The organism is Erysipelothrix tonsillarum DSM 14972 (genome assembly GCF_000373785.1).
GTDB classification, from domain to species: Bacteria; Bacillota_I; Bacilli_A; order Erysipelotrichales; family Erysipelotrichaceae; genus Erysipelothrix; species Erysipelothrix tonsillarum.
This window is the reverse complement of sequence record NZ_KB892378.1, coordinates 181,674-205,490: the sequence shown is the minus strand read 5'-3', so window position 1 is coordinate 205,490 and position 23,817 is coordinate 181,674. Positions and strand designations below refer to the sequence as shown.

The following is a 23,817-nucleotide window of genomic DNA, read 5'->3' as shown; positions in this document are numbered from 1 at the left end:
AGAGGTAGAGAAAATGGAAGATAAAATAAAAACTATTGTAATTGATGGAGTAGATTTTTCTTTTAATCTAGAAATGGCATATGAAAAAGATGGCCATGTTTATTGTAGGAGATGCAAAGAAAAGATAGATTCAGATCCACTTAATTGCTTGGGGAATAAAAAAATATTATTTCGTAGGAAATGTAAATGTGATAGGGAAGAAGAAAGCCTAAGAAAGGCAAAGGAAGAAGCAGACCATATTAGAAGACTTAGGGAAGAGTGCTTTATAACAAGTAAAAATCTTATTAGTTGCACTTTTGACAAGGTCATAGCCCCTGATAGACAGGAAGTTATTATAGCCAAGAATTTTGTTAAAAATTTTAAAGAACTATCAAAGGACAATAATGGTCTTATATTTCATGGAAATGTTGGAACAGGAAAGACCTACCTAGCAGCTTGTATAGCAAACAAAATTATAGAGGATTATCAGATAAGAGTTAAGATGAGAAATATTCCACAGATAATAAATGATATTGAAAAGGGTGGCTTTGATATTGATAAAAATGATTATTACAGAAAATTATCCAGTGTATCCCTTCTTATTCTTGATGATTTTGGAATTGAAAGGAATACAGAATATGTGAATGAAATGGTCTACCAGATAATAAATACCAGATATGAATCAAAGAAACCAACTATTATCTCAACTAATATTCCCCTTGGTGTGATTATGAATGGAAGTAATGATATTGACAAGGAAAGGATATATTCAAGGCTTAGGGAGATGTGTATTCCAGTTAAGATTGCAGGAAAAGACATTAGAACAGAACTAGGAAGAAAAAAATTAAGAGAAACTAGAGACCTACTTTTAGGAGATAGATGAGGTGAAATATATGTATAAAATAAAGGTGTTTGAAAATAGAGAGTTTGGACAGATAAGGACAATGGTAATAGATGATGAGCCTTGGTTTGTTGGAAAAGATATAGCAGAAGCTCTAGGATATAAAAGACCAAGTGATGCCATAGCAAGCCATGTTTATGAAGGAGATAAGCTGAAACGGTGTTTTACAGTATCAGGTCAGGGAAGAAATATGGTAGTTATAAATGAGTCTGGTATGTATGCTCTTATATTTGGAAGTAAGCTAGACAGTGCCATAAGATTTAAGAACTGGGTAACAAGTGAGGTTTTACCTTCAATTAGGAAATATGGAGGCTATTTTACTGGCCAAGAAAAAATGAATGACCAAGAACTTCTGGCAAAAGGGTATCTAGTAGCTTTAAAGCAAATAGAAGCAAGGACAGAAGAATTAGAAGATCTTATTCCTAAGGGAGAATTCTTTGATAAGTTTATAGATCTAGGTGACTGTATCTGCCTAAGAGATACTGCAAAGGAATTAGGAGTTTCTCAAAATAGATTTATAAATATATTAATAGACAGGGGATACCTTTATAGAAACCAAAAAGGGAAACTAAGATTTTATTCAACTGCAGCTGATTACTTTAAATTAAAAGATTATATCAATAAATATAATGGGGAACCTGGAGTTTATACAGTAGTAAGACCTGAGGGAAGAGCATATTTTTTCTCCTTACTTAAGGAGATGGGAGAAATTTAAGGAAGTGGGTGATTTTGATGTTAATGTTAAATGAAAAAAGCTGTATTGATTGTGATGAGTTTGAATTTGAGAAACATAGTGAAGAGATAGAAGAACTAATGGAAAAGCTAATAAAGCTAGAAGATTATGATTGTGTAGTCCTTCATAAGTATATAGATTTGGGCCATAAGGACAAAGAAATGAAGGTTATAGATTCAAACTTATGGGACATATATGAGTTGGTCGAATATGCAGATTTTAAAAATGGTGTGGATATTCTTATTGATGATGAAAGATTTTTAAACCTATCAGTTTATGGCCAGACCTACAAAATGGATGGAAATGATTATTTTATCAATTCTATTTTTAAGATTATCCCAAGAGATAAAGACTGGAACTTTCTTGATATATCTGGTTTTTTACTGGAGGGAAAAGAAGTAAAACTTTCAGAAACTCAATTAGGTAGAAAAAAGAAATCAACAATTGAACTCCTAAATGAATATAAAGGAAAGGTAGATAAAATTAATCCTATAAATAAGGAAAAAAAGAAAAGAGATATGGGTGAGGAAAGATAAGAAACTCCCAGCTAAGGAGGTGGTAGATTGAGTGTAATAGAAGGAATAAAAAAGGATATAAAAGAATTATTTCATGTGCAAGATAAGAAGGCTTTTCTTAAGAAGAACATACCTTATCTTGCATTTTTCTATTTAGGGGATATTTTTTCTCACCATATAAATTCATATGTAGGAGGTGATTTAATAGACCGTTTATTCCAAGCGGTCTTGGAAATAGAAACAATTAGACTATATCCTAGCCTAGACCCCAAGGACTTACTTGCAGGATTTATCCTAGCTATATTGATTAAGTTTATTATCTATAACAAGGGTAAAAATGCTAAAAAATTTAGAAAAGGTGAGGAATATGGTTCAGCAAGATGGGGAAATTCAAAGGATATTGCTCCTTATATGGATGAAGATTATAGAAATAATCTCCTTCTTACAGAAACAGAAAGAATTACTATGAATAGTAGACCTAAAAATCCCAAGTATGCAAGGAATAAAAATGTTCTTGTAATTGGTGGTTCTGGTTCAGGGAAGACAAGATTCTTTGTAAAGCCTAATCTTATGCAACTCCATTCTAGCTATGTAGTAACTGATCCTAAAGGAAGTCTACTTCATGAGTGTGGCAAGATGTTAGAAATGAATGGTTACGAGATAAAAACTCTAAATACCATTAACTTTAAAAAGAGTATGAAATATAATCCCTTTGCCTATCTTAGAAGTGAAAAAGATATTTTGAAACTGGTCCAGACTATCATAGCCAATACCAAAGGAGAAGGAGAAAAGTCAGGAGAGGATTTTTGGGTGAAAGCTGAAAGGCTTTACTATACAGCCTTAATTGGCTATATCTTTTATGAAACACCAAAAGAAGAACAAAATTTTACAACCCTACTAGCCATGATAGATGCTAGTGAGGTTAGGGAGGAGGATGAGAATTTTAAAAATGCGGTAGATTATATGTTTGAAGCCTTAGAAGAAAAGAATCCAGATCATTTTGCAGTTAAGCAATATCGTAAATATAAGTTAGCAGCTGGAAAGACAGCAAAATCCATTTTAATATCCTGTGGTGCAAGGCTAGCTCCCTTTGATATTAAGGAACTTAGGGATTTAATGAGTGAGGATGAGATGGAACTAGATATTCTAGGAGACAGAAAAACTGCTCTTTTTGTAATTATTTCAGATACAGATGATACATTTAACTTTGTTGTATCACTCATGTATTCTCAGATGTTTAACCTACTCTGTGATAAGGCTGATGATGTATATGGTGGAAGGCTACCCATCCATGTTAGGTGTCTTCTAGATGAGTTTGCAAATATAGGCTTGATTCCAAAATTTGAAAAACTAATAGCTACAATAAGATCAAGGGAGATAAGTGCCTGTATCGTATTGCAGGCTCAATCCCAACTAAAGGCAATATACAAGGATAATGCAGATACCATAATAGGAAACTGTGATACAACCCTATTCTTAGGAGGCAAGGAGAATGGAACTTTAAAAGAGATTTCAGAAACATTAGGTAAGGAAACTATTGACCTATTTAATACATCGGAAACAAGGAGTAATCAAAAGTCCTTTGGTCTTAATTATCAAAAGACTGGTAAGGAGCTTATGACCAAGGATGAGCTTTTTGTAATGGATGGAAGCAAGTGTATTATGCAACTTAGAGGTGTGAGACCATTTCTATCAGAGAAGTTTGATATTACAAAACATAAGAATTATAAATTCCTAGAAGATTATGATGATAGGAACTTTTTTGATGTTGAAGAATATATGAAAAGGCAGGGTAAGGCAAGGCTAGGTAAGGAGTCTATAATAACAAGATTGTAGGTAATAATTATGAAGGTAAAAACCCAATATAGTTAATATATAAAATATATTATATAATTTATAAAAACCCTTGACAAGTTTACTTGGAAAATATACAATAAAGATGCAAAGTAAACTTGGCGAGGGAGGAAGCGAAATGGATAAAGATAGAATTTTAGAACAGGTAAGAACTGAAAATATTGATGAAGGAGTTGAACATATTAAAAATAAGGGACTAGGCATAGGTTACAAGATTTTTTTAGCACTAAGTATTATAATTATTATTTTTAATTTATTTACTGGTCAAAAAACCTATTCAGTTCAATCACTATTTTGGGGATTTATTGCTGCAGAAAACCATTCCTTATATAAATTTTCAGGAGATAAATCAAATAAATTTGGGGCTATATGTGCTGGTATTGCCTGTGTGGTATTCCTTATTAATCATATTCTTTATAGTTTGGGTTAGTAATTATGAAAAAAGAATATGAATTTAAAAATAATTTAAAAGAAATTAGGAATAAAAAAGGGCTAACCCAAACTGAATTAGCAGAAATGGTTGGAGTTTCAAGAAATACAATAAGTTCTATTGAAACAGGACAATTTAGTCCTACAGCGAGATTAGCATTAGTACTTTGTATAGCATTAGATAAAAAATTTGAAGAATTATTTTATTTTGAATAGTAATAAAGAAATCTAGTAGAAGATGATAGTCAGTAGAATCTATCATCTTTTTTCATGTCTAGAACAAGGAGATCAATATGAAAAGGATAAGAAGTCCAACTAAATAGTTTATAATAAAAATATAGAATAGATAATAGCGATTGGATAAGAAACAAGTCCAGTCGCTTTTTTTATTTCAAAAAAGAAAATAGGAGGCTAGGAATAGGATATGGCAGATTTAAAAGAAAGAGATATGAAAAATGTAACAGCTAATCTAGTGGGGGAGGTAAAAACAGCTTCCTTTGACTGGGATGGTGAAACAATAAATGTAACAAACTTTTCTCTTGTAGAAAAAAGGAATGGTAAAAGGCACTATACAAATTGTGCAGCCTATGGGGAATGGTCAGAAGTAGCAAAGAAACTAAAGCCAGGAGATCTTATCCATGTCTTTGGTTATATCAAAGAAAGAAGAAACAATGACAAGCTATATAAGAATTTTATAGTAAAGCATATGAATAAAATTGAAAAAGAAAATAAGGAGGAAAAATAATATGGCATTTTTTACAGAGGGAATAGCAGTTTTAAAGACTTTAGTTACAGCAATTGGTGCAGGTTTAGGGGCATGGGGAGTAATTAACCTTATGGAGGGTTATGGGAACGATAATCCTGGGGCAAAGTCACAAGGAATCAAGCAACTAATGGCAGGTGGAGGTATTGTTCTTATTGGAATGAAGCTTATACCATTACTTGCGAATACACTTAATTAAGAAAGAGGTAGATAAAAAATGTTTGGACTTTTCGACAAGATAACTGAATTTTTTCAGGAGATTTTTATCGGAATTATCCAAGCAAACCTTGAAGCAATGTTCTTAGATATAAATGAGAATGTAAGTCTTGTAGCTACAGAAGTCGGTAAAATACCAAGTGGTTGGAATGCAGAAGTATTTAGCTTTGTAAAGAATATTAACGACACTGTAGTTATTCCCATAGCGGGAATTATCATAACCGCCGTCTTGTGCATAGAACTCATAAACATGGTCATGGAGAAAAACAATATGCACTCTGATACAGATACATTTGATTTCTTTAAATACATTATCAAGATGTGGATAGCAGTATGGTTTGTAAGTAATGCTTTCACCTTCTCGATGGCAGTATTTGATGTATCACAGAATTTGGTAACTAAGGCGGCGGGAGTGATAAATACAAGTGCATCCCTTGATGCTCTGGATGTGGCCACAATGGTAGAACATCTAAAGGATGAGAGTTTATGGAATTTGATACTGATAGCCATGGATACTTCACTTGTGAAGCTTTCAATCCAGGTTGTATCAATCATAGTTACTGTAATAACTTACGGAAGAATGATTGAAATTTGTTTGTATAGCTCAGTATCAGCAATTCCATTTGCAACTATGGGAAATAAAGAATGGGGTCAGATTGGAACAAATTATATCAAGGGATTATTTGCACTTGGGCTTCAGGGATTGCTCTTAATGATATGCCTTGGAATATATGCGGTGCTTGTAAAGACAATTCATATAACCACAGATATTCATGCCAGCATATTCGGAGTTCTTGGATATACGGTACTTCTTGGGATTATGATGCTAAAGAGTGGAACAATTGCAAAGAGCATAATGAATGCTCATTAAAAATATAGAGGAGGAAAAGATTTGGAAATAAAAAAGGAAAAATTAATAATAGGTTTGGCACTTACAGGAATAGGTCTTCTAGTTTCTGAAATAAAAAACAGGAAGAAGTTAGGTATGCTTACTGAAAGACTTAACAATACAGAAGATTTTTTAGAAGACCTTGAGGAAAAAACATGGAGTTTAAATAGGTCTATGAAGGAAATTGCTAAGTCTCATAATAGCTTAATAAAAATGAGAATAGGGGATTATGAAGACTTTGATGAAAGATTTTACGAAATTGAAGATGAAATTGCTACTATCTACAGCCACCTTGAAGAGCTTAATAAGCTTAAGAAAAATAGAAAGGATGTGAGTAAAGATTTAGCAATACTAAATAATGACCCCAATGAATTTGGAGATAACACAGGTGAAAGTGAAGAAGAATAGAAAAGCTAAGGAAGTAGTGAGGTGATAAAGATTGGCTTATGTTCAGATACCCAAAGATTTAACCAATGTTAAAACGAAAGTAGCTTTTAATCTTACTAGAAGGCAGCTCATAGGCTTTGGAGTAGCAGGTATTATTGGTATTCCAACATATCTAAAAACAAGAAATATTCTTGGTAATGACCTAGCTGTATTTTTAATGATTATACTAACTATCCCTATTTTCTTTGTAGTTTTTTATGAGAAGGATGGGCTTACATGTGAGAAATATCTGAAATATATTTATCTCCATGAAAGGCACCAACCTAAGGTTAGGGTTAGTAAGGAGAGGTTTATAGAAATGAGGAAGGAGGAGCAAAGCATTAATGGGAAAAAATCAAATTCAGCAAAGAAATTTAGAAAAAAGAAAAAAACAGGAAGAAAAGCTTCAAAAAAAGGAAAAAGAGCTAAAAAGAGTAGCTAGGGAAACAAGAAATCTTAAGTCCAGTCATAAGAAAAGCTCTTCATTCCTTGATTTCTTAAAGAAGGACAAGAAAAGATATACCATAGAAGATACCATTCCTTATAAAAAGATGTATAGGAATGGTATTTGTTATATCGGTGAGGGAAAGTACAATAAGGTTATAAAATATGAGGATATAAATTATCAGCTTGCACTTGAGGAAGATAGGGATCTTATCTTCAATCAATTTGCAGGCTTTTTAAATTCCTTTGATTCAACAACAGAGCTTCAACTAAGCTTTGTTAACCAGGTAGGAAGAATTAAGGAAATGGAAAATGCAATTACAATACCAGATAAGGGAGATGATTTTGATGAGATAAGAAAAGAATTTAGGGGAATGCTTAAGGACCAGCTTTCAAAGGGTAATAATGGTCTTAGAAAATCAAAGTATATCGTTGTTAATACAAAATCAGAAAGCTATGACCAAGCCAAACCTGTTCTTGAGAGGATAGAGATAGATGTCCTATCAAATTTAAAAAGTATGGGTGTAAGGGCTGAAACCTTAGTAGGTCATGAAAGGCTTAAGCTACTCCATGATATGTTAAATCCTGATAATAGCTTTGATTATGATGGACAAGGACTTGAAAATAGGGACACAAGAAAGCTTATAATGCCTAGTGCATTCAAGTTCATAAGTCCTAAATATATGCAGATGGGAAATTACATCTGTGCCTTAAGTCATTTTCAGATTTTAGCAAGTGAGCTTTCAGATAGGTTTTTATCTGAAATTCTTTCTATTGAAGATAATATGTATGTAAGTCTTCATATCCATGCCATAGATCAGGTAGATGCTATTAAGATGGTAAAGAGAAAGAATACAGACCTTCAAAAGATGATGATAGAAGAACAAAAAAAGGCTGTAAGAGCTGGTTATGATATGGATATTATCCCATCAGACCTTAATGTATATGGAAGCGATATAAAAAATCTTTTGACCGACCTTCAATCTAGGGATGAGAGAATGTTTTATGTAACCTTTACTATTATGAATTTAAGCAAAAGTAAGGAAAAGCTAGATAACACTATAGCCCAAATATCTTCTATATGTAACCGTAATAACTGTGCCTTAAAAAGACTAGACCACCAACAGGAGCAAGGTTTTATGTCTGTCCTTCCTCTAGGGGTAAATGAGGTTGAAATAAAAAGGCAATTAACATCTTCGTCAACTGCTGTATTTATGCCTTTTACAACAGAAGAACTTTTTATGAGTTCAAATACAAGCTTGTATTATGGGCTTAATTCCCTTTCACATAACCTCATAATGGCAGACAGGAAGAAATTAAAAAATCCAAATGGGCTTATTCTAGGAACACCAGGGTCTGGTAAATCCTTTGCAGCCAAAAGGGAAATGGCAAATGCTATTTTAGTAACAGATGATGATGTAATAATCACAGATCCAGAGGGAGAGTATGGAAGTCTTGTAAAACAATTTAAGGGTGAGATTATTAAAATTTCAGCTAAGTCTAAGGATTATCTAAATCCCCTTGATATTAATATGAATTATGGGGATGGAGATGCACCTCTTAAAGATAAGGCGAACTTTATAATGAGTATGCTCGAACTTGTAGTAGGGGGTAGTGGTTTAACTGCTGCTGAAAAGTCTGTAATAGATAGGTGTTTGCCTAAGATATACAAGGATTATTTTGCAGACCCTAAACCTGAAAATATGCCTATACTAAGTGACCTTTATAACCTTCTCCAAGAACAGGAAGAAAGTGTAGGAAGGAAACTGGCTACAGAAATGGAAATCTATGTTACAGGTTCTTTAAATGTATTTAATAATAGAAGCAGTGTAGACCTTAATAAAAAGCTTATATGCTTTGATATAAAGGAACTGGGAAATCAACTGAAGAAAATAGGAATGTTAGTTATACAGGACCAGGTATGGAATAAGGTATCCTCAAATAGGGGGGCTAATAGGGCAACAAGATACTATATTGATGAGTTTCACTTGCTTTTAAAAGACCAACAAACTGCCCAATATTCAGTTGAAATATGGAAAAGATTTAGAAAGTGGGGTGGAGTTCCAACAGGTATAACACAAAACGTAAAAGACCTTTTAGGAAGTGCAGAAATTGAAAATATCTTTGATAATACAGACTTTGTCCTTATGCTTAACCAGGCTTCTGGAGATAGGGAAATCCTAGCTAAAAAACTTAAAATTTCTCCTTTTCAATTAAACTATGTAACAAATTCTAATGCAGGAGAGGGGCTTTTATTCTTTGGGAATACTATTGTTCCCTTTGTTGACAAGTTCCCTAAAGATACAATCTTGTATCAAAAAATGACAACAAAACCTGAGGAAGTAGATTAAAATGAAAGATAAGAAGAAGGTAAAAAGGAGAACAAATCTAGATATAGGTAAACGTGAAAAAGCAAAGGATTACAAGGATAAAAGAACCAAGGATGGTGAAAGATTTCAAGAAAGTATTGTAGAAAAGAAGTCTAAGTTAAATAATTTTGAGAAAGAAATTAAGTCCACTTATAAAAAAGGTGGGCTTTCTTTATCTCAAAAGCAAATAGAAAAACATAGGACTAAGGAAGAAAGGACTGGTGATCTAAATAATTTAGAAAAGCTTACTACTGAAAGTAGCCAAGTAAAGGAAGTCATAATAGAAGAAAAAAATCTAGATATAGGTGAAAGGGTAAAGACCAGTAATTATCTTGATAAAAGAGTTCATGAGAAGGATAGATTTGATGATTCTGTTATAAAAAAGAAAGCAAAATTAAAGCATAAGAAAATTAAGGTTACCAACAAGAAGGTCAATGAATCCGAGGACAGAAAAGGATATGATAAGGGTTCTTTAGATAATTTACAAGATAATTCAATAAATGTAGAAAAAGCAAAAAAACAGAAACAGATAAACAATTTAAAGCAGAAGATAGAAGACCCAAAATATGAAGCCTTAGATAAGGAAACAAAAAGTAATACCTTATTTAAAGATGATGCCAAGAATCTCATTATTTCTAATAAGGAAGACGATGAGGTCAAGGTAGAAGATTTTGAGGAAAGAGCCAGTGGTGTAGATAATTTCAAAGATAAGAGTAAGAAGAAAGATTATTATAAGAGAAAACTTCTATATGATAATCAGAAGAAAATAAAGAAGAAAGATGGAAAATTAACTACAGATGACGTTAAAGACCTTAAAGATGGCATGGCTCATAAGACGAGTGCAAAAGCTCCAAGTCAAGCTATAGCCCTTGATGGGAAGGTAGAAAAACAATATAGAAAAAGCGAAAGCAAACTGATTCAAAAAAGGAAAAAGGCAAGTAAGCTTTATCATAAGCCTAAGTATGACAAGACAGGCAAATTTGTAGGGGGAATTTCAGGGGCAAGCTATCTGGTTGCTGAATATATTAGGACTGGAAGTGATGAAAATGTAGCTATTGATGCAAGTGAAAAAGGTTTATACTTAAATGCAAGTATGACAAGACATGCCCAAAATAAGCTTCAAAGACAAAGAAGGAATCCTATAAAGCTTGAAAGAAAGCTAGATTTAAAGCATCAGAAGAATTTGGCAAGAGCTGAATATAAAACTGAAATTAAGGGCTTGAAGGGTGAAAAAGAATTTCAAAAAAAGACTGCCTATAAGAAATTGATTAAAAGAAGGAAGATGAAAAAGAAAATCTATGAAGAGCATAATATTGCGATTGGCTTCAAGGATAGGCTTAAAAAAGGAATGGAAAATATCTTAAAAGGAAGTTCCCAACTAATAAGAAGAAATATAAGAAAGTTCCTTATTCTTCTTGCTATAGCCATTATAGGTTTTATGACCCTGAGCCAAGTAGCAACATTTTTTCTAGCTGGAATATCATCAGTAACTAGCCAAGTTATGAGTACAACTTATTTGTCAGGCGAAGATACTCTTGCAGATATGAATAGTGAGTTTACCAAGCTAGAGTATGAACTAGCAGATGAACTTGCCAATATAGAAAGTTATTATCCAGGCTATGATGAGTATCATGTAGGAGGAAATACTGATATAGGTCATGATATTCATGAACTTTTAAGCTTTATAACTGCCAAACATGGAGAAGTAACTAATGTATCGAGCCTAAGTGGTGAATTAAAAAGCCTATTTAATAAGATGTATAAAGTTGATTATGAAACCATAGTTGAAACCAGATATAGGCAGGTGTGCTATGGAAGTGGTGAAGATAGATACTGTGAAATGGAGCCTTATGATTGGTATATCCTAAAGGTTACAGTCACTAAAAAGGAACTGGATACTGTTGCAAGAGAGGAATTTGCTGGATATGAGGAAAATCTTGCCCACTATGAAGCACTCCTTGAAACAGGTGGGAACATGGAAGAGTACTTTGGTGGGAGTGGTATAACTCCTGTTATTCCAGATAGCACAATAATAGGGGAACTGGTAAACAACCCTAACTTATCGGATAAGGAAAAGGCTCTTGTATTAGCAGCTTATAGGACACCTACAGCTGGAGGTGGCTACTGTGCAGCCTGGATAAGCAATGTTTATGTAAATGCAGGTTATCCAAGACCTGGAGGCAACGCAAATGACCAGTATTATTGGTATTGTGACAGTAGTGACCTTTCAGAGCTGAGGCCTGGAATGATGGTAGCAGTACCTACTCATAATCATACTCAGGCAGGTAAGAAATATGGCCATGTGGGTATTTATGTCGGCAATGGAATCATAAGAGAAAATATTGGTATTGTAAAGGATACCAAGCTTTCAGATTGGATTGCCTACTATGGAAGTAGTGCAAAATGGGGATTCCCCTATTAAAAGAAGGAGGTTTTAATGGATGGATAAAAAAACAGAGAACAGATATAAGAAAATAAAAAGAGATCAAAAGAAGTTGAAAGAGCAAATTAAAAAAAGTGAAGATGAACTGGAACTACTAAGATTAGAAGAAGAGGAAATAGCGGGTCAAGAAATAATGGCCATATGCTACGAACAGAAAATAAATCTTTTAGATGCAGTGAAAATTTTTACTGAAAATGAAAAGACTAGAAAAAATGAAAACAAAGTATTTAAAGAATTTGAAAAGGAGAATGTAAGCTATGGAAAAGAATAATAAGAAGAGAAAAGTTATAAAAATATTGTTGGCAATAGTTATAGTGGGAGCAATTGGAACAAGTTATATGCCTAGAGTCTTTGCAGCTGACTCTAATGGCGAACTTGAAAGGGAATTTGTAATAGATGTTACTAGTCCTGATATTACCAAGGATAGGGAGGATAATATAACTGTTGATGTTAATAGTCCTTCACTAAATCCAGCAGAAACAGGCAATGGTTTTCTAATAGATGTAAATAAGCCCAAGGAAGGATCAACTATACCAAAGGAAAATCCTTATGAGCCTACAGATCCTAGCCAGGCAAGAGGAACTATTACAGAGTCTGTTGGAGCTGATAATAGGGAATATCCAAGGAGAAGTGAGATTACAGATATTATAGAAGAAACTAGTAGTGGTCAAATGAAGGAAAGACCACAGGCTGATGCAAGAGAATTTCTTACCTTCCAAACAAAGAGTGGCAAGGTATTTCACCTTATTATTAATCATGATGAGCCAGATTCAAATGTTCAGCTTCTAACAGAAGTTTCTGAACAGGATTTACTAAATATGATTGAGCAAGATGAGGAAAGAAATGGAACAACTAAAGTTAAGGAAGAACCTAAAAAAGAAGTAGTGAAAAAAGAAGAAGCTGAACCAGAAGAACCTAAGAAGAAAGATTCTAAGGGTTCTTTTTTAATTGTCCTACTTATAGTAGCAGGAGTAGGAGGAGCTGGTTACTACTTTAAGGTTGTAAAATCCAATGATAATGGATTTGAGGATTTTGAAGATGATGAAATTCCAGATGATGATTTCTTTAGTTCAGATGATGAAGAAAGTTTCGAAGAAGATGAGGAAACAGAATACACAAAGGAGGATTTGATATAATGGGTAAAAAAACAGGGTTATTTAATAAAATCTTAGCGGGGACACTAAGCCTTATTATAATGTGTGGGCTAGTAACCCCTGTATTAGCAAATGATAAGAATGATAGATTTTCTTATGAGGTTGATATGGTGCTTGTAGTTGATATTTCAGGATCAATGAGTGGGACTAAAATGACAAAGGCTAAGAAGTCAGCTAAGGATATGGCTGAGGCTATATGGAAGGAGCAAGAGGCTCATAATATAAACACCAATATAGCACTTATTAGCTTTGCATCTGATGTGATCCATTATAAAAATGATGGAACAGATTTTTTCCAGAAAAAAGATAAGAGCAAATTATTTAATGTTATTGATGGGCTTGTTGCAAAGGATATGACCTTTACACAAGGGGGAATTCATGAAGCAAGGATGATATTTAAAAAGTCTACAGGAGATAAAAAGATTATAGTCCTTCTTTCAGATGGAGAAGCTAATCGTATTTATGAACCAAAGATTGACCTTGATGACTACATGAACAATAATAAAAAGGTTCTTGAAGGAAGTTTTTATTATGATAAGGCTGGGCAAGATACAACAGTTGCCAAGGGTAAGTTTTGTGCCTTAGCAGAAGCAAATCTTGCAAAAAGCGATAATATAGATGTCCTTGATATTTATACGGTAGCAGTCGATTGTAACGAACAGGCAAAAGAATTCCTTAAGGATGTGGCCAGTGATAAGGATAAATTTAAAGATTCAGATACAGATGATTTAGAAGATGTTTTTGATGATCTAACTAATGAAATCAAGGATAAGATAGAAAAGGAAAAATTAGAGAAGGAACTAGAAGATCTAAATAATAGGATTGATGAACTAGATAAGGAAAAGGCAGAACTTGAAAAGGAGTTTGAAAAAGAGAAGGAGCAGGCAGCCAAGGATAAGGAAGAGCTTAATAAGGAAATAAATGATTTGAAGGATAAAACTGATGAACTTGAAAAAGCCAAGGACAGGTTAGAACAAGAATTAGCAGATGAGAAGGAAAAATCAGAGGAAGATAAAAAAGCTCTTGAAAAAGAGATAGACGATTTAAAACAAAAAACTGATGACCTAAATGCAGCTAAGGAAAACCTAGAAAAAGAACTAGAGGATACAATAAATAAGATGGAGGTGGATAGAAAAGAAATTGAAAATGATATTGCAGAATTAGATAAGAATCTTGAAGATCTAAGAAAGGAAAAAGATTTAGTAGAAGAAGAACTTAATAATAAAATTAAAGAGCTTGAAGACAGGCTTGAGCAAGAAAAAGCTGAGTATGAGAAAGACAAAGAGGAGCTTGATAACAAGATTTCTGACCTTAATGATAAGCTAGACCAATTGGATAAGGAAAAGGTAGAAATTAAAGAACAACTTGAAAAGGAAATAGAAGAGTCTAGGTTAGAAAGAGATGAATTAAGAGATAGTATTGATAACCTAGATAAGAAAATTGAAGAAATGAATGAAGAAAAGGCAGAACTTGAAAAAGAACTGGCTGATGAAAAAAACAAGACCAAGGAGGAAAGAGAGAAACTTAAGGAGGAAATTGAAGAGTTAAATAAGGACTTAGATTTAATAAATAAGGAAAAAGAAAGGCTTGAGGATAATCTAAATCAAGCTATAGAGGATTTTGATAAAAAGGTGGAAGAACTAGAAGATAAAATTGAACAATTAGCTAAGGATAAGGACTTACTTGAAGTAGATTTAAGAAAAGAACTAGATGAGATGAATAAAGAAATAGAAGCCTTGAAAAAGGCAAAGGAAGAGATGGAAAAAGAGCTAGAAAATCAAAAAAACCAGTCAGGTAAGGACAAGGAAAAGCTAAATAATGAGATAAATAAACTAGATGATAAAATCTCAAACCTTAGTAAAGAGAAGGACAAACTTAAAAAGGACAATGAGAAATACAAGGGAAAATTTGAGAATCTTGAGGATGATGTAAAGGATTTGAGGGAAAGCCTTGAAAAAGAAAAGGATAAAAACAATTTAAAGGATATGAATCTTCCTGAGGGTGTCAAAGTTAATCAATGGTATCCTGAAAAACTAGTAAGCCTACCTGATAAAAATACCTATGATGATGGTGAAAGCATAGATATGACTGGAATGAAAATGAGATTTACTCGTGTAATAAAAAGCAATGGAAAATATATAAGGGAAACAGAAGATGTTGATTATAAAGACTTTAAGAGTAGTTATAGGGGATGGGAGTTTAATCTAAAGACAAAAACTGCTAAATATGATGAGAGTACCCAAGGCAAGATGAAAATTATATATACATTTACCCTTAAATACCCTAATCAGTCCTGGTAGAAAGATAAATAGATAGATGATAGCGGCTCAGATAAGTAAATATATCTGGGTCGCTATTTTTTTGTCCAAAAATAAAAGGGAGGAGATATTTTGAAATTAGTAATAGCAGAAAAGCCCAGTGTAGCAATGACTATAGCCAAAGTATTAGGTGCTAAAAGAAGAAAAGATGGATATATTGAGGGAAATAATTATATTGTAAGCTGGTGTGTAGGACATCTTATTAGAATGAGTAATCCTGAAATTTATGATGAAAAATATAGAAAATGGAATATAGAAGATCTTCCTATCTTTCCTAAAGAATATAAATATGAAGTTTCAAAGTACACTAAGAAACAATATGGTATTTTAAAAAAACTACTAACAGATAAGAATGTCAGAGAAGTAATAAATGCTTGTGATGCTGCAAGGGAAGGAGAACTTATTTTTAGATTGGTCTATAATCAGGCAGGGTGCAAAAAAACTGTTAAAAGACTTTGGATTTCATCCATGGAAGATAGGGCAATAAAAGAAGGTTTTAATAATCTTAAAGATGGAAGAGAGTATGAAACCTTATATCGGTCAGCACTAGCAAGGAGTCAAGCAGATTGGCTAGTTGGAATGAACCTTTCCAGATATTATTCTTGCCTTCATAGTAATAACTACTCAGTAGGTAGGGTACAAACGCCAACACTTGCAATGGTTGTAGATAGGGATAAGTCTATAAGAAATTTTGTGAAAGAAAAGTATTTTACAGTTCAGATAAAGGCACAAGATATTGACTTGGAGACATCAAGGATTAATGAAAAAGAAAAGGCAGAAAAACTTTTACTATCTATACCTGAATACCTTGAAATAAAGAAAATAGAGAAGAAAAGGAAAATTACTAAACCTGATAGACTTTTTGATTTAACAACACTTCAAAGAGAGTGTAATAAGTATTTTGGCTATAGTGCAAAGCAGACTTTAGACTATGCACAAAGCCTATATGAAAAGAAACTTATAACTTATCCAAGGACAGACAGTAGGTTTCTTACTGACGATATGGTCTCTAGTGTTAAAGCTTATATAGATTCTTTTGGTAATGATTTTGATGAAAAGAATTTTAAGAGTATTTTTGACTCTAAGAAGGTAGAAGATCATCATGGCATAATACCAACAAGTGGTTCTCTTAACTTTGACACTAGAAGTTTACAAGCTTCAGAGGAAAAGGTATTTGAGCTTATTAAAGCAAAGCTTCTAGCAGCAAGAGCAGGAAATTTAATTACTGAAAACACCAAGGTTATATGTGATGTAGAAGGCTATGAATTTACAAGTAGAGGAACGGTAGTAATAGATGAAGGATTTACTAAATACCTTACTTCATATACTAAGAAAAAAGAAGACAAGGTTCTTCCAAGGTTAAATAAAGGTGATAGTCTTAAGATTGAGGATAAGAAAGCAAATGAAAAATATACAAATCCACCTAAAGCTTATACAGAGGATACTCTGCTTAAGGATATGGAGCTGGCAGGTAAAGATGCAAAACAAGATACAGGTATAGAAACTAAAGGCTTAGGAACACCAGCAACTAGGGCAGGAATAATTGAAAATCTTATCCAAAAAGAGCTTATAAATAGAGAAGGCAGGAAACTTATTTCAACAGATAAGGGAGAGCAGTTAGTATCTCTTGTAGCAGACTTCCTTAAAAATCCAAATACTACAGTAGATTGGGAAGTAAAACTATATGAAATCTCAGAGGGAAAAGCTGATTTAAAGGATTTTATAGGAGATGTAGAAAAAAGAATAAGGGAAGTTATTTCATAAGGATGAAGGTTGTAGAGCTTTTTGGTGGTATAGGTGCAATAAGGAAGGCTTACATCAATAGTAAAATTCCCTTTGAGATTGTAGATTATGTTGAAATAGATAAGAATTGTGTTAAAAGCTATAATGCACTTTTTAATGAAAATTATGAGCCAAGAAGTGTATGTAATTATAGCCTTCCAGATAAAAAAATTGATTTGTTAATGCATGGTAGTCCCTGTCAGGATTTTTCCAGGATAGGGGAAAAACTTGGAGGAAAGAAAGGAAGTGGGACAAGGAGCAGTCTTCTATTTGAAACTATAAGGATAATAGAAGAAAAACAGGATAAGCCCAGATTGGTAATATGGGAAAATGTTAAGGGAGTTCTCGATAAAAATATGAGAACTTCCTTTTTTTATTACCTTAAAGAAATGAAAAGACTGGGTTATGAAACCAAGTATGAGATTCTTAATTCGATGAATTTTGGAATACCACAAAAGAGGGAAAGGATTTTTGCCATTAGTTATTTAGGTAAAAATCCTTTTAAATTTAATAATTTAAAACACAAAAGAGCCAAGCATTTATCAGATTTTCTTGAAAATGATGTAATGGAAAGGTATGGAGATATATTTTTAGTTAAACAGCCTTCAATGTTAAAAATACTCCATGATCCATCCTATAAGCCACAATTTCAAGGAAGGCTTCAAGTAATAGAAGACTTTTGTTATACCATATCCACTAAACAAGTAAGAGTACCTAATTCAGGAATACTTGCCATAGGTGGTAACAGATATAGGTATCTTACTGAAAGAGAATGTTTTAGGTTAATGGGATTTGATGATAGTGACTTTGATAAGCTTATAAAGATATTTCCAAGAAGGAAAAACTGTATGTCGAGTATTCTGTATAAACAAGCTGGTAATAGCATAGTGGTTGATGTTTTAGAAGAAATAATAAAGGAGATTCATAATTGTAGCTTATATTTTATTATGGAAGAAGGAGGAAAATATGAGGATAAATGATTTTGAGCATTTAATACAAGAAATCAAGTCAAGGGTTCTCTCTAGTAGCGATGAGTATATTTCACTTATGAGAACTATTGGAAATAATTATAAATATGATTTTACTAGCCAACTTAGTATCTATGATAAGAATGCTAGTGCAAGAGCCTGTGGGGAATTTGATTTTTGGAGAAAGAAATTTAATAGAACTGTAAAACGTGGAGAAAAAGGAATTCCTATATATAAGAATTATGGAGAATATGGTAAAGTAACCTACATCTTTGACCTTAGCCAAACAGTATCAATGTCAAGAGCAACAAATCAAGTTGAGTTATGGAAACTAAATAATGGAGAAGAAAGCCTAAAAGAAGCTTTAGGGTTTGATGGTGCTTTTAATGAAGATGAAATAGCTGATATGACAATAGATGAAATCCTTGAAAATATTGCATATACAGAAGTAATAAATAGGGGTAATTATGTCTTAAATGAACTTAAGGTAGCTCCTAGTAGTAGGAAGATATTTAATGATTTTCTTACAGAGTCTATAAAAACAGGCTATGCTAGTAGACTTGATATAAATTATGAGGTAGATAGAGGTAAAATTAATAATATTCTAAGAAGTCTTGATGAAATTTCCTTATCAATAGTAGGAAATGAGCTAAATTCAATGGTTGCAAGTATCCTCGAGAGAACAGTTACTATAGATAAAGAAATTGATAAAAATAAGGTGCTGACAAAAAGGCCAGTAGAGCGGTACAATGAAAATATAGAAGATAGAGGTAATGAAGAAAATATAGGAGGGATGGATGATGAATTTCGAGGAAATGCTGGAAACATACCAGAAGGAAGAGAAGATAGAGAACGAATATCAGATGATGTTTGGACAATGCGAAACACAGGAAGAGATAATCTTGAAGATGAAGGAAGTATCGGAAGAAGTTCTGATGAAAGATCAGACCTACCAGACCCACAGGTTCGCCAAGGCCAGACTGAACTTCATAGCAGAGGAGAAGGAGGAATTATTTCAGGAGATGTTCCTAGACAAGAGCCTAATGAATCACTTGCTAGAGGTAGAAGAGACAGCCAGGAAATTTATAGAGATGGAGAAACCGAGGATGATGGAGAGCTTTGGACTGACAGAGAAACTAAAGGCAGAGGACCAGATGAAGTGGGTAGGGTTGATGGAGAATCTAAATCATCAGCTGAGAGAACTAGCAATGAAGGAGTACGTTTACAATTAGATGAAGAAATAAGTAAAGATGGGGACCAGGAGGTAGACAATGAATCTACTTCCTTTTTTGTTTCCCAATATTATTCAAAGGTTAATCCTAAGGAACTTATGAGTGATGAAATTTTAGAACAAGTTCCTAGATTAGGAGAAACAGAAAAGGTTTCTGCAGGGGATAAAACAGTCCATGCAGCCTATATCATTCCCTTTAGAAGTAACTGGACCTGGTATTTAACAGAGTATGACCCTGAAACAGAAGATGCCTTTGGTCTTGTAATAGGTATAGAGCCAGAATGGGGTTACTTTAATATTAAGGAGCTTAGGGAAGTCGGAGCAGAAAGACTTATACTTGAAGATTTTCCTAAGACATTTAAGGAATTAAAAGATAGTGAACTTAAAAAACAGTTAAGTGAAGAAGAAATTCACAGGGTGTTTTTTGGGCAGCTTGATAGTCCCATAGAGGTTGAAATTGAAGATGAAATAGATCCAGAAATTCTTTTCATGCAAGGAGAAGAATTAAATGAAAGGCCTATTACAAGAGATAGTGTTATAAAAGTGTGGGATAATCCCTTTATTGTTAAAAGTATAAAAGAGGAACTCCTATCTATTGAAATCCTTCCCTATGAACTTAAAGATGAGTATATTCTTGATGCAAGACAGGTTAGAAGACTACAATTTGAAGATATAGATGAATTGAATGAATTTCTTTATAATGCAGAGCTTTATGATTTTGATGAAGAAAAATCCAGAGAAGTGGAACAAATGACCTTTTCTCTTGATAACTTTGAAGATGGTGAGGATAGGCAAGAAGAAATCATAGAAAGACCAAGGGCTGAAAATTTTATAATCACTGATGAAATACTAGCTGAAAGCCTTCCAACACAAGAAAGGTTAGAAAACAATATCAATGCTATAAGAATTCTTAAAATGCTAGAAGAAGAGGATAGGGGGGCTAGTAGGGAGGAACAAGAAATCTTAGCTAGGTATGTAGGCTGGGGAGGCTTATCAGAAGTATTTGATGAAAATAAAACTGGTCAATGGGAAAGAGCAAGGAACTTTCTTAAAGAAAACCTAAGCCCAAGTGAATATGAAGCTTGTGAGGAATCAACTCTTACAGCCTTCTATACTCCTAAAGTAGTAATAGATGGGATTTATCAAGGACTTGAAAACATGGGGTTTGAAAAGGGGAACATACTTGAGCCTTCATGTGGAGTTGGTAGCTTTATGGGTAGCCTTCCTAAAAGTATGAAAGAATCAAAGGTATATGGTGTAGAGCTTGATAGTATATCAGGAAATATATCAAAGAAATTATATCCAGAAAACAAGGTCCAGGTAAAAGGCTTTGAGGAAACTTCATTTTCTAATAACTTTTTTGATGTGGCAGTTGGAAATGTTCCTTTCGGAGAATTTAAGGTAAACGATAGACTATATGATAAAAATAATTTTTTAATACATGATTACTTCTTTGCAAAATCCATAGACAAGGTTAGAAGTGGTGGTGTTATTGCCTTTATTACTTCAAGTGGAACAATGGATAAAAAAGATGATTCTATTCGTAGATATATAGGTGCTAGATGTGATTTTCTGGGAGCAATAAGGCTACCCAATAATACCTTTAAAGGTATGGCAGGAACAGAAGTAACCAGTGATATTATCTTCCTTCAAAAGAAGGATTCAGTAATAGAAAAAGAAGAACCTTGGTATGAGCTAAAAACTGATAAAAGTGGTCTTAGCTACAATAGTTACTTTGTAGAAAATCCTGAAATGATACTAGGTGAAATGGTAGAGGTATCAGGAAGATTTGGTAATACCATAACTTGTAAGGCAAAAGACAATCATGACTTAAAGGTTGAACTCTTTGAATCCATTAAGAATATTAAAGGAAAAATAGAGCCTATAAAGATAGAAAGAGAAGATGGGGATAGAGAACCTGAAATTATTCCAGCTGATGATAATGTGAAGAATTTCTCCTTTACTGAAAAAGATGGAAAGATTTATATGAGAGAAGATTCCATAATGAGGGAGGTTAATAGAAACGATAATGACCTTGATAAAATCAGAGACTATATTGCTCTTGGAAATGTCCTTAGAGATGTAATTGATTCACAATTGGAAGATAGAAGTGAAGGAGAAATTAAGGAAACTCAGGAACATCTAAATAAGATTTACGATGCCTTTAGTAAAGACCATGGTTATATTAATGGAAGGATGAATACTAGGCTTTTATCTGAAGACAGTAACTTTGCCCTTATTTCAAGTATTGAAAAGTTAGAAGAAGGAAAGTTTAAGGAAAAGGGCGACATATTTACAAAACGTACAATTAAAAAGGCTATTCCTGTAAGCCATGTTGATACACCAGATGAAGCACTTATTCTTTCTATAGCAGAAAAAGGAAGAGTAGACCTTGACTATATGGAAGAGCTTACAGATATTGATGAAAAAACCTTGGTAGATAGCCTAAAGGGAAAAATCTTTCTTGATATTAAGGAGTTTGATAGAGAAAATAATGCCCTACCCTTTACAGAAAAAGAAAAGCATAATCCTATGGCATTTAACTATGTGAGTGTTGATGAATATTTAAGTGGAAACATTAGGGAAAAGATAGGTGTTTTAGATGAATATATTGAAACAATTGAAAGATCACTACGTTTTATAGATGAAAATGATGGCACAAATCTTAGAGAAGTAGAAAGCAATTTACTAAATTTAAAAGTGCAAAGAGAAAGCCTTAAAGAGGTAATGCCAAAGGAACTTACAGCGTCAGAAATTACAGTAAGACTTGGGGCTACCTGGGTACCGGCTAAGGATGTTGAAGAATTTATTTTTGCAACCCTTAAGACACCAAGATTTGCAAGATGGGATATTAATGTTAGGTATTCACCCTTTACTGCTGAATGGAGGATTGAAGGAAAAAGTAAAGATGGAGGAAATGACCTAGCAAATATGACCTATGGTACTAGTAGAGTGAATGCCTATAAAATCATAGAGGATGCTTTAAATCTTAAGGAAACTAAGGTGTGGGATAGGGTTACTAATCCAGATGGTAGTACATCCTCTATACTTAATAAAAAAGAAACAATGTTAGCAAGTCAGAAACAGGAACTTTTAAAAGAAGAGTTTAAAAACTGGATATTTAATGAGCCAGACAGAAGACACCGTTTAGAAAAAATATACAATGAAAAATTTAATTCTGTACGCAATAGGGAATATGATGGTTCTAATCTTCATTTTGAAGGAATGAATACAGGTATTATCCTTAAAGACCATCAAAAAAATGCAGTTGCCAGGACGCTTTATGGTGGCAACTCCCTTCTTGCCCATTCAGTAGGGGCAGGTAAGACCTTTGAGATGATTGCCTCAGCAATGGAATCAAAAAGACTTGGAATGAGTAGTAAAGCCTTGTTTGTAGTTCCCAATCACTTAACTGAGCAAATAGGTAGAGATTTCATGGAACTTTATCCTGGAGCTAATATTATGGTTGCTACAAAGAAAGATTTTCAACCTAATAATAGAAAGAGGTTCATAGGTAAAATAGCTACAGGGGAATATGATGCGATTATTATTGGCCATTCACAATTTGAAAAAATACCAATGAGTAAAGAATATCAAGAGAATCATATAAGAAGTGAAATAGATGGAATCCTAAATTATATTGAAGAGTATAAGTACGATAGAAGTCAGAACTTCACAGTAAAGCAGTTACAAAATACTAAAAAGAAACTTGAGGGAAGACTTAAGAAATTAAATGATGACTTCAAAAAAGATGATGTGGTAACCTTTGAAGAACTTGGTGTTGATAAGCTTTATGTAGATGAAGCCCATAATTATAAGAACCTATTTCTTTATACAAAGATGAGAAATGTAGCAGGAATAGGACAGAGTGAAGCACTTAAATCCTCTGATATGTTTATGAAATGCAGATATTTAGATGAAATGACTGGAGGTAGAGGAGTTGTATTTGCTACAGGAACCCCAATATCCAATAGTATGACGGTGCGCCCATAAGGGGCTGTAATAATTTTACCTTGAGCAAGTAATAGGTAAAGATATCAAAGTAGATGTAAAGTCTACAACCTATCATCACCCGACTTATCCGAAATGGGAAACCTGACGGGGAGTGCAGCATGTCGGAGGACACGAAATACCGAAACTTCCAAGGCGTTTGCGTGGTAGTGATGAAAAGTTATGAATAAGGATGAAAGCTAAACTGCCTAAATGATAGTCGGAGGTTGGGCAAAATGTTGCTCCATGGGTATGGAAGTTAAACTCCCATGTATTTTGGTGAATATGAGTCAGTCATGCGTATTCACAAGATATCCAAATTAAACTAGCCACAAGAAGTGGAAAACGACGAAAGTCACATCCGAAATCATAACAAGCTTATGTTATTACAGTTCTAAAAGGGGATTACCTAA

General features: G+C 33.4%; 19 protein-coding genes. All 19 read left to right on the top strand.

The window, feature by feature from the left end; genetic code table 11:
• Positions 1-13 precede the first annotated feature (13 nt).
• A complete protein-coding gene (locus B096_RS0104545) occupies positions 14-862 on the top strand; it encodes an ATP-binding protein (protein WP_018579574.1) in 849 nt (282 codons plus the stop codon).
• 10 nt (positions 863-872) lie between these two features.
• Positions 873-1,595 carry a phage antirepressor KilAC domain-containing protein gene (locus B096_RS0104540; protein ID WP_018579573.1) on the top strand — a complete coding sequence of 241 codons (723 nt, stop codon included), beginning with the start codon at positions 873-875 and terminating at the stop codon, positions 1,593-1,595.
• A 23-nt stretch (positions 1,596-1,618) separates the two neighbouring features.
• On the top strand, positions 1,619-2,149 hold the full coding sequence (locus B096_RS0104535) for a hypothetical protein (RefSeq protein ID WP_208853739.1): 531 nt from the start codon (positions 1,619-1,621) through the stop codon (positions 2,147-2,149).
• Between the two features lie 57 nt (positions 2,150-2,206).
• Complete coding sequence (locus B096_RS0104530; protein ID WP_425268395.1) at positions 2,207-3,964, top strand: VirD4-like conjugal transfer protein, CD1115 family; 1,758 nt, start codon at positions 2,207-2,209, stop codon at positions 3,962-3,964.
• A 136-nt stretch (positions 3,965-4,100) separates the two neighbouring features.
• Positions 4,101-4,412: a DUF6442 family protein gene (locus B096_RS0104525; RefSeq protein ID WP_018579570.1), complete on the top strand. Its 312-nt coding sequence runs from the start codon at positions 4,101-4,103 to the stop codon at positions 4,410-4,412.
• A gap of 5 nt (positions 4,413-4,417) precedes the next feature.
• Positions 4,418-4,627 carry a helix-turn-helix transcriptional regulator gene (locus B096_RS0104520; RefSeq protein WP_018579569.1) on the top strand — a complete coding sequence of 70 codons (210 nt, stop codon included), beginning with the start codon at positions 4,418-4,420 and terminating at the stop codon, positions 4,625-4,627.
• Positions 4,628-4,835: 208 nt separating this feature from the next.
• On the top strand, positions 4,836-5,156 hold the full coding sequence (locus B096_RS0104515; RefSeq protein ID WP_018579568.1) for a hypothetical protein: 321 nt from the start codon (positions 4,836-4,838) through the stop codon (positions 5,154-5,156).
• 1 nt (position 5,157) lies between these two features.
• Positions 5,158-5,373, top strand: coding sequence for a Maff2 family mobile element protein (locus B096_RS0104510; RefSeq protein ID WP_018579567.1), 216 nt, complete (start codon positions 5,158-5,160; stop codon positions 5,371-5,373).
• Positions 5,374-5,391: 18 nt separating this feature from the next.
• Entirely contained in the window at positions 5,392-6,261 is an 870-nt protein-coding gene (locus B096_RS0104505) for a VirB6/TrbL-like conjugal transfer protein, CD1112 family (RefSeq protein ID WP_018579566.1), read from the top strand.
• 21 nt (positions 6,262-6,282) lie between these two features.
• On the top strand, positions 6,283-6,687 hold the full coding sequence (locus B096_RS0104500; protein WP_018579565.1) for a hypothetical protein: 405 nt from the start codon (positions 6,283-6,285) through the stop codon (positions 6,685-6,687).
• A gap of 31 nt (positions 6,688-6,718) precedes the next feature.
• A complete protein-coding gene (locus tag B096_RS0104495) occupies positions 6,719-7,147 on the top strand; it encodes a PrgI family protein (RefSeq protein ID WP_018579564.1) in 429 nt (142 codons plus the stop codon).
• Positions 7,050-9,500 (top strand): VirB4-like conjugal transfer ATPase, CD1110 family, encoded by a 2,451-nt coding sequence (locus B096_RS0104490; RefSeq protein ID WP_018579563.1) that lies wholly within the window; start codon positions 7,050-7,052, stop codon positions 9,498-9,500. The genes B096_RS0104495 and B096_RS0104490 overlap by 98 nt, the downstream gene beginning before the upstream one ends.
• A gap of 1 nt (position 9,501) precedes the next feature.
• The gene (locus B096_RS0104485; RefSeq protein ID WP_018579562.1) at positions 9,502-11,940 is read left to right on the top strand and encodes a CD1108 family mobile element protein; all 2,439 of its coding nucleotides are present in this window, start codon (positions 9,502-9,504) and stop codon (positions 11,938-11,940) included.
• A 19-nt stretch (positions 11,941-11,959) separates the two neighbouring features.
• On the top strand, positions 11,960-12,232 hold the full coding sequence (locus tag B096_RS0104480) for a hypothetical protein (protein WP_018579561.1): 273 nt from the start codon (positions 11,960-11,962) through the stop codon (positions 12,230-12,232).
• On the top strand, positions 12,219-13,097 hold the full coding sequence (locus B096_RS09560) for a CD1107 family mobile element protein (protein WP_018579560.1): 879 nt from the start codon (positions 12,219-12,221) through the stop codon (positions 13,095-13,097). Before B096_RS0104480 ends, B096_RS09560 begins: the two co-directional genes overlap by 14 nt.
• On the top strand, positions 13,097-15,415 hold the full coding sequence (locus tag B096_RS09755) for a VWA domain-containing protein (RefSeq protein WP_018579559.1): 2,319 nt from the start codon (positions 13,097-13,099) through the stop codon (positions 15,413-15,415). Before B096_RS09560 ends, B096_RS09755 begins: the two co-directional genes overlap by 1 nt.
• A gap of 90 nt (positions 15,416-15,505) precedes the next feature.
• Positions 15,506-17,197, top strand: coding sequence for a DNA topoisomerase 3 (locus B096_RS0104455; protein WP_018579558.1), 1,692 nt, complete (start codon positions 15,506-15,508; stop codon positions 17,195-17,197).
• A gap of 2 nt (positions 17,198-17,199) precedes the next feature.
• The gene (locus tag B096_RS0104450) at positions 17,200-18,195 is read left to right on the top strand and encodes a DNA cytosine methyltransferase (RefSeq protein WP_018579557.1); all 996 of its coding nucleotides are present in this window, start codon (positions 17,200-17,202) and stop codon (positions 18,193-18,195) included.
• On the top strand, positions 18,182-23,407 hold the full coding sequence (locus B096_RS09550; protein WP_018579556.1) for an Eco57I restriction-modification methylase domain-containing protein: 5,226 nt from the start codon (positions 18,182-18,184) through the stop codon (positions 23,405-23,407). The genes B096_RS0104450 and B096_RS09550 overlap by 14 nt, the downstream gene beginning before the upstream one ends.
• The last annotated feature ends 410 nt before the right edge of the window (positions 23,408-23,817 follow it).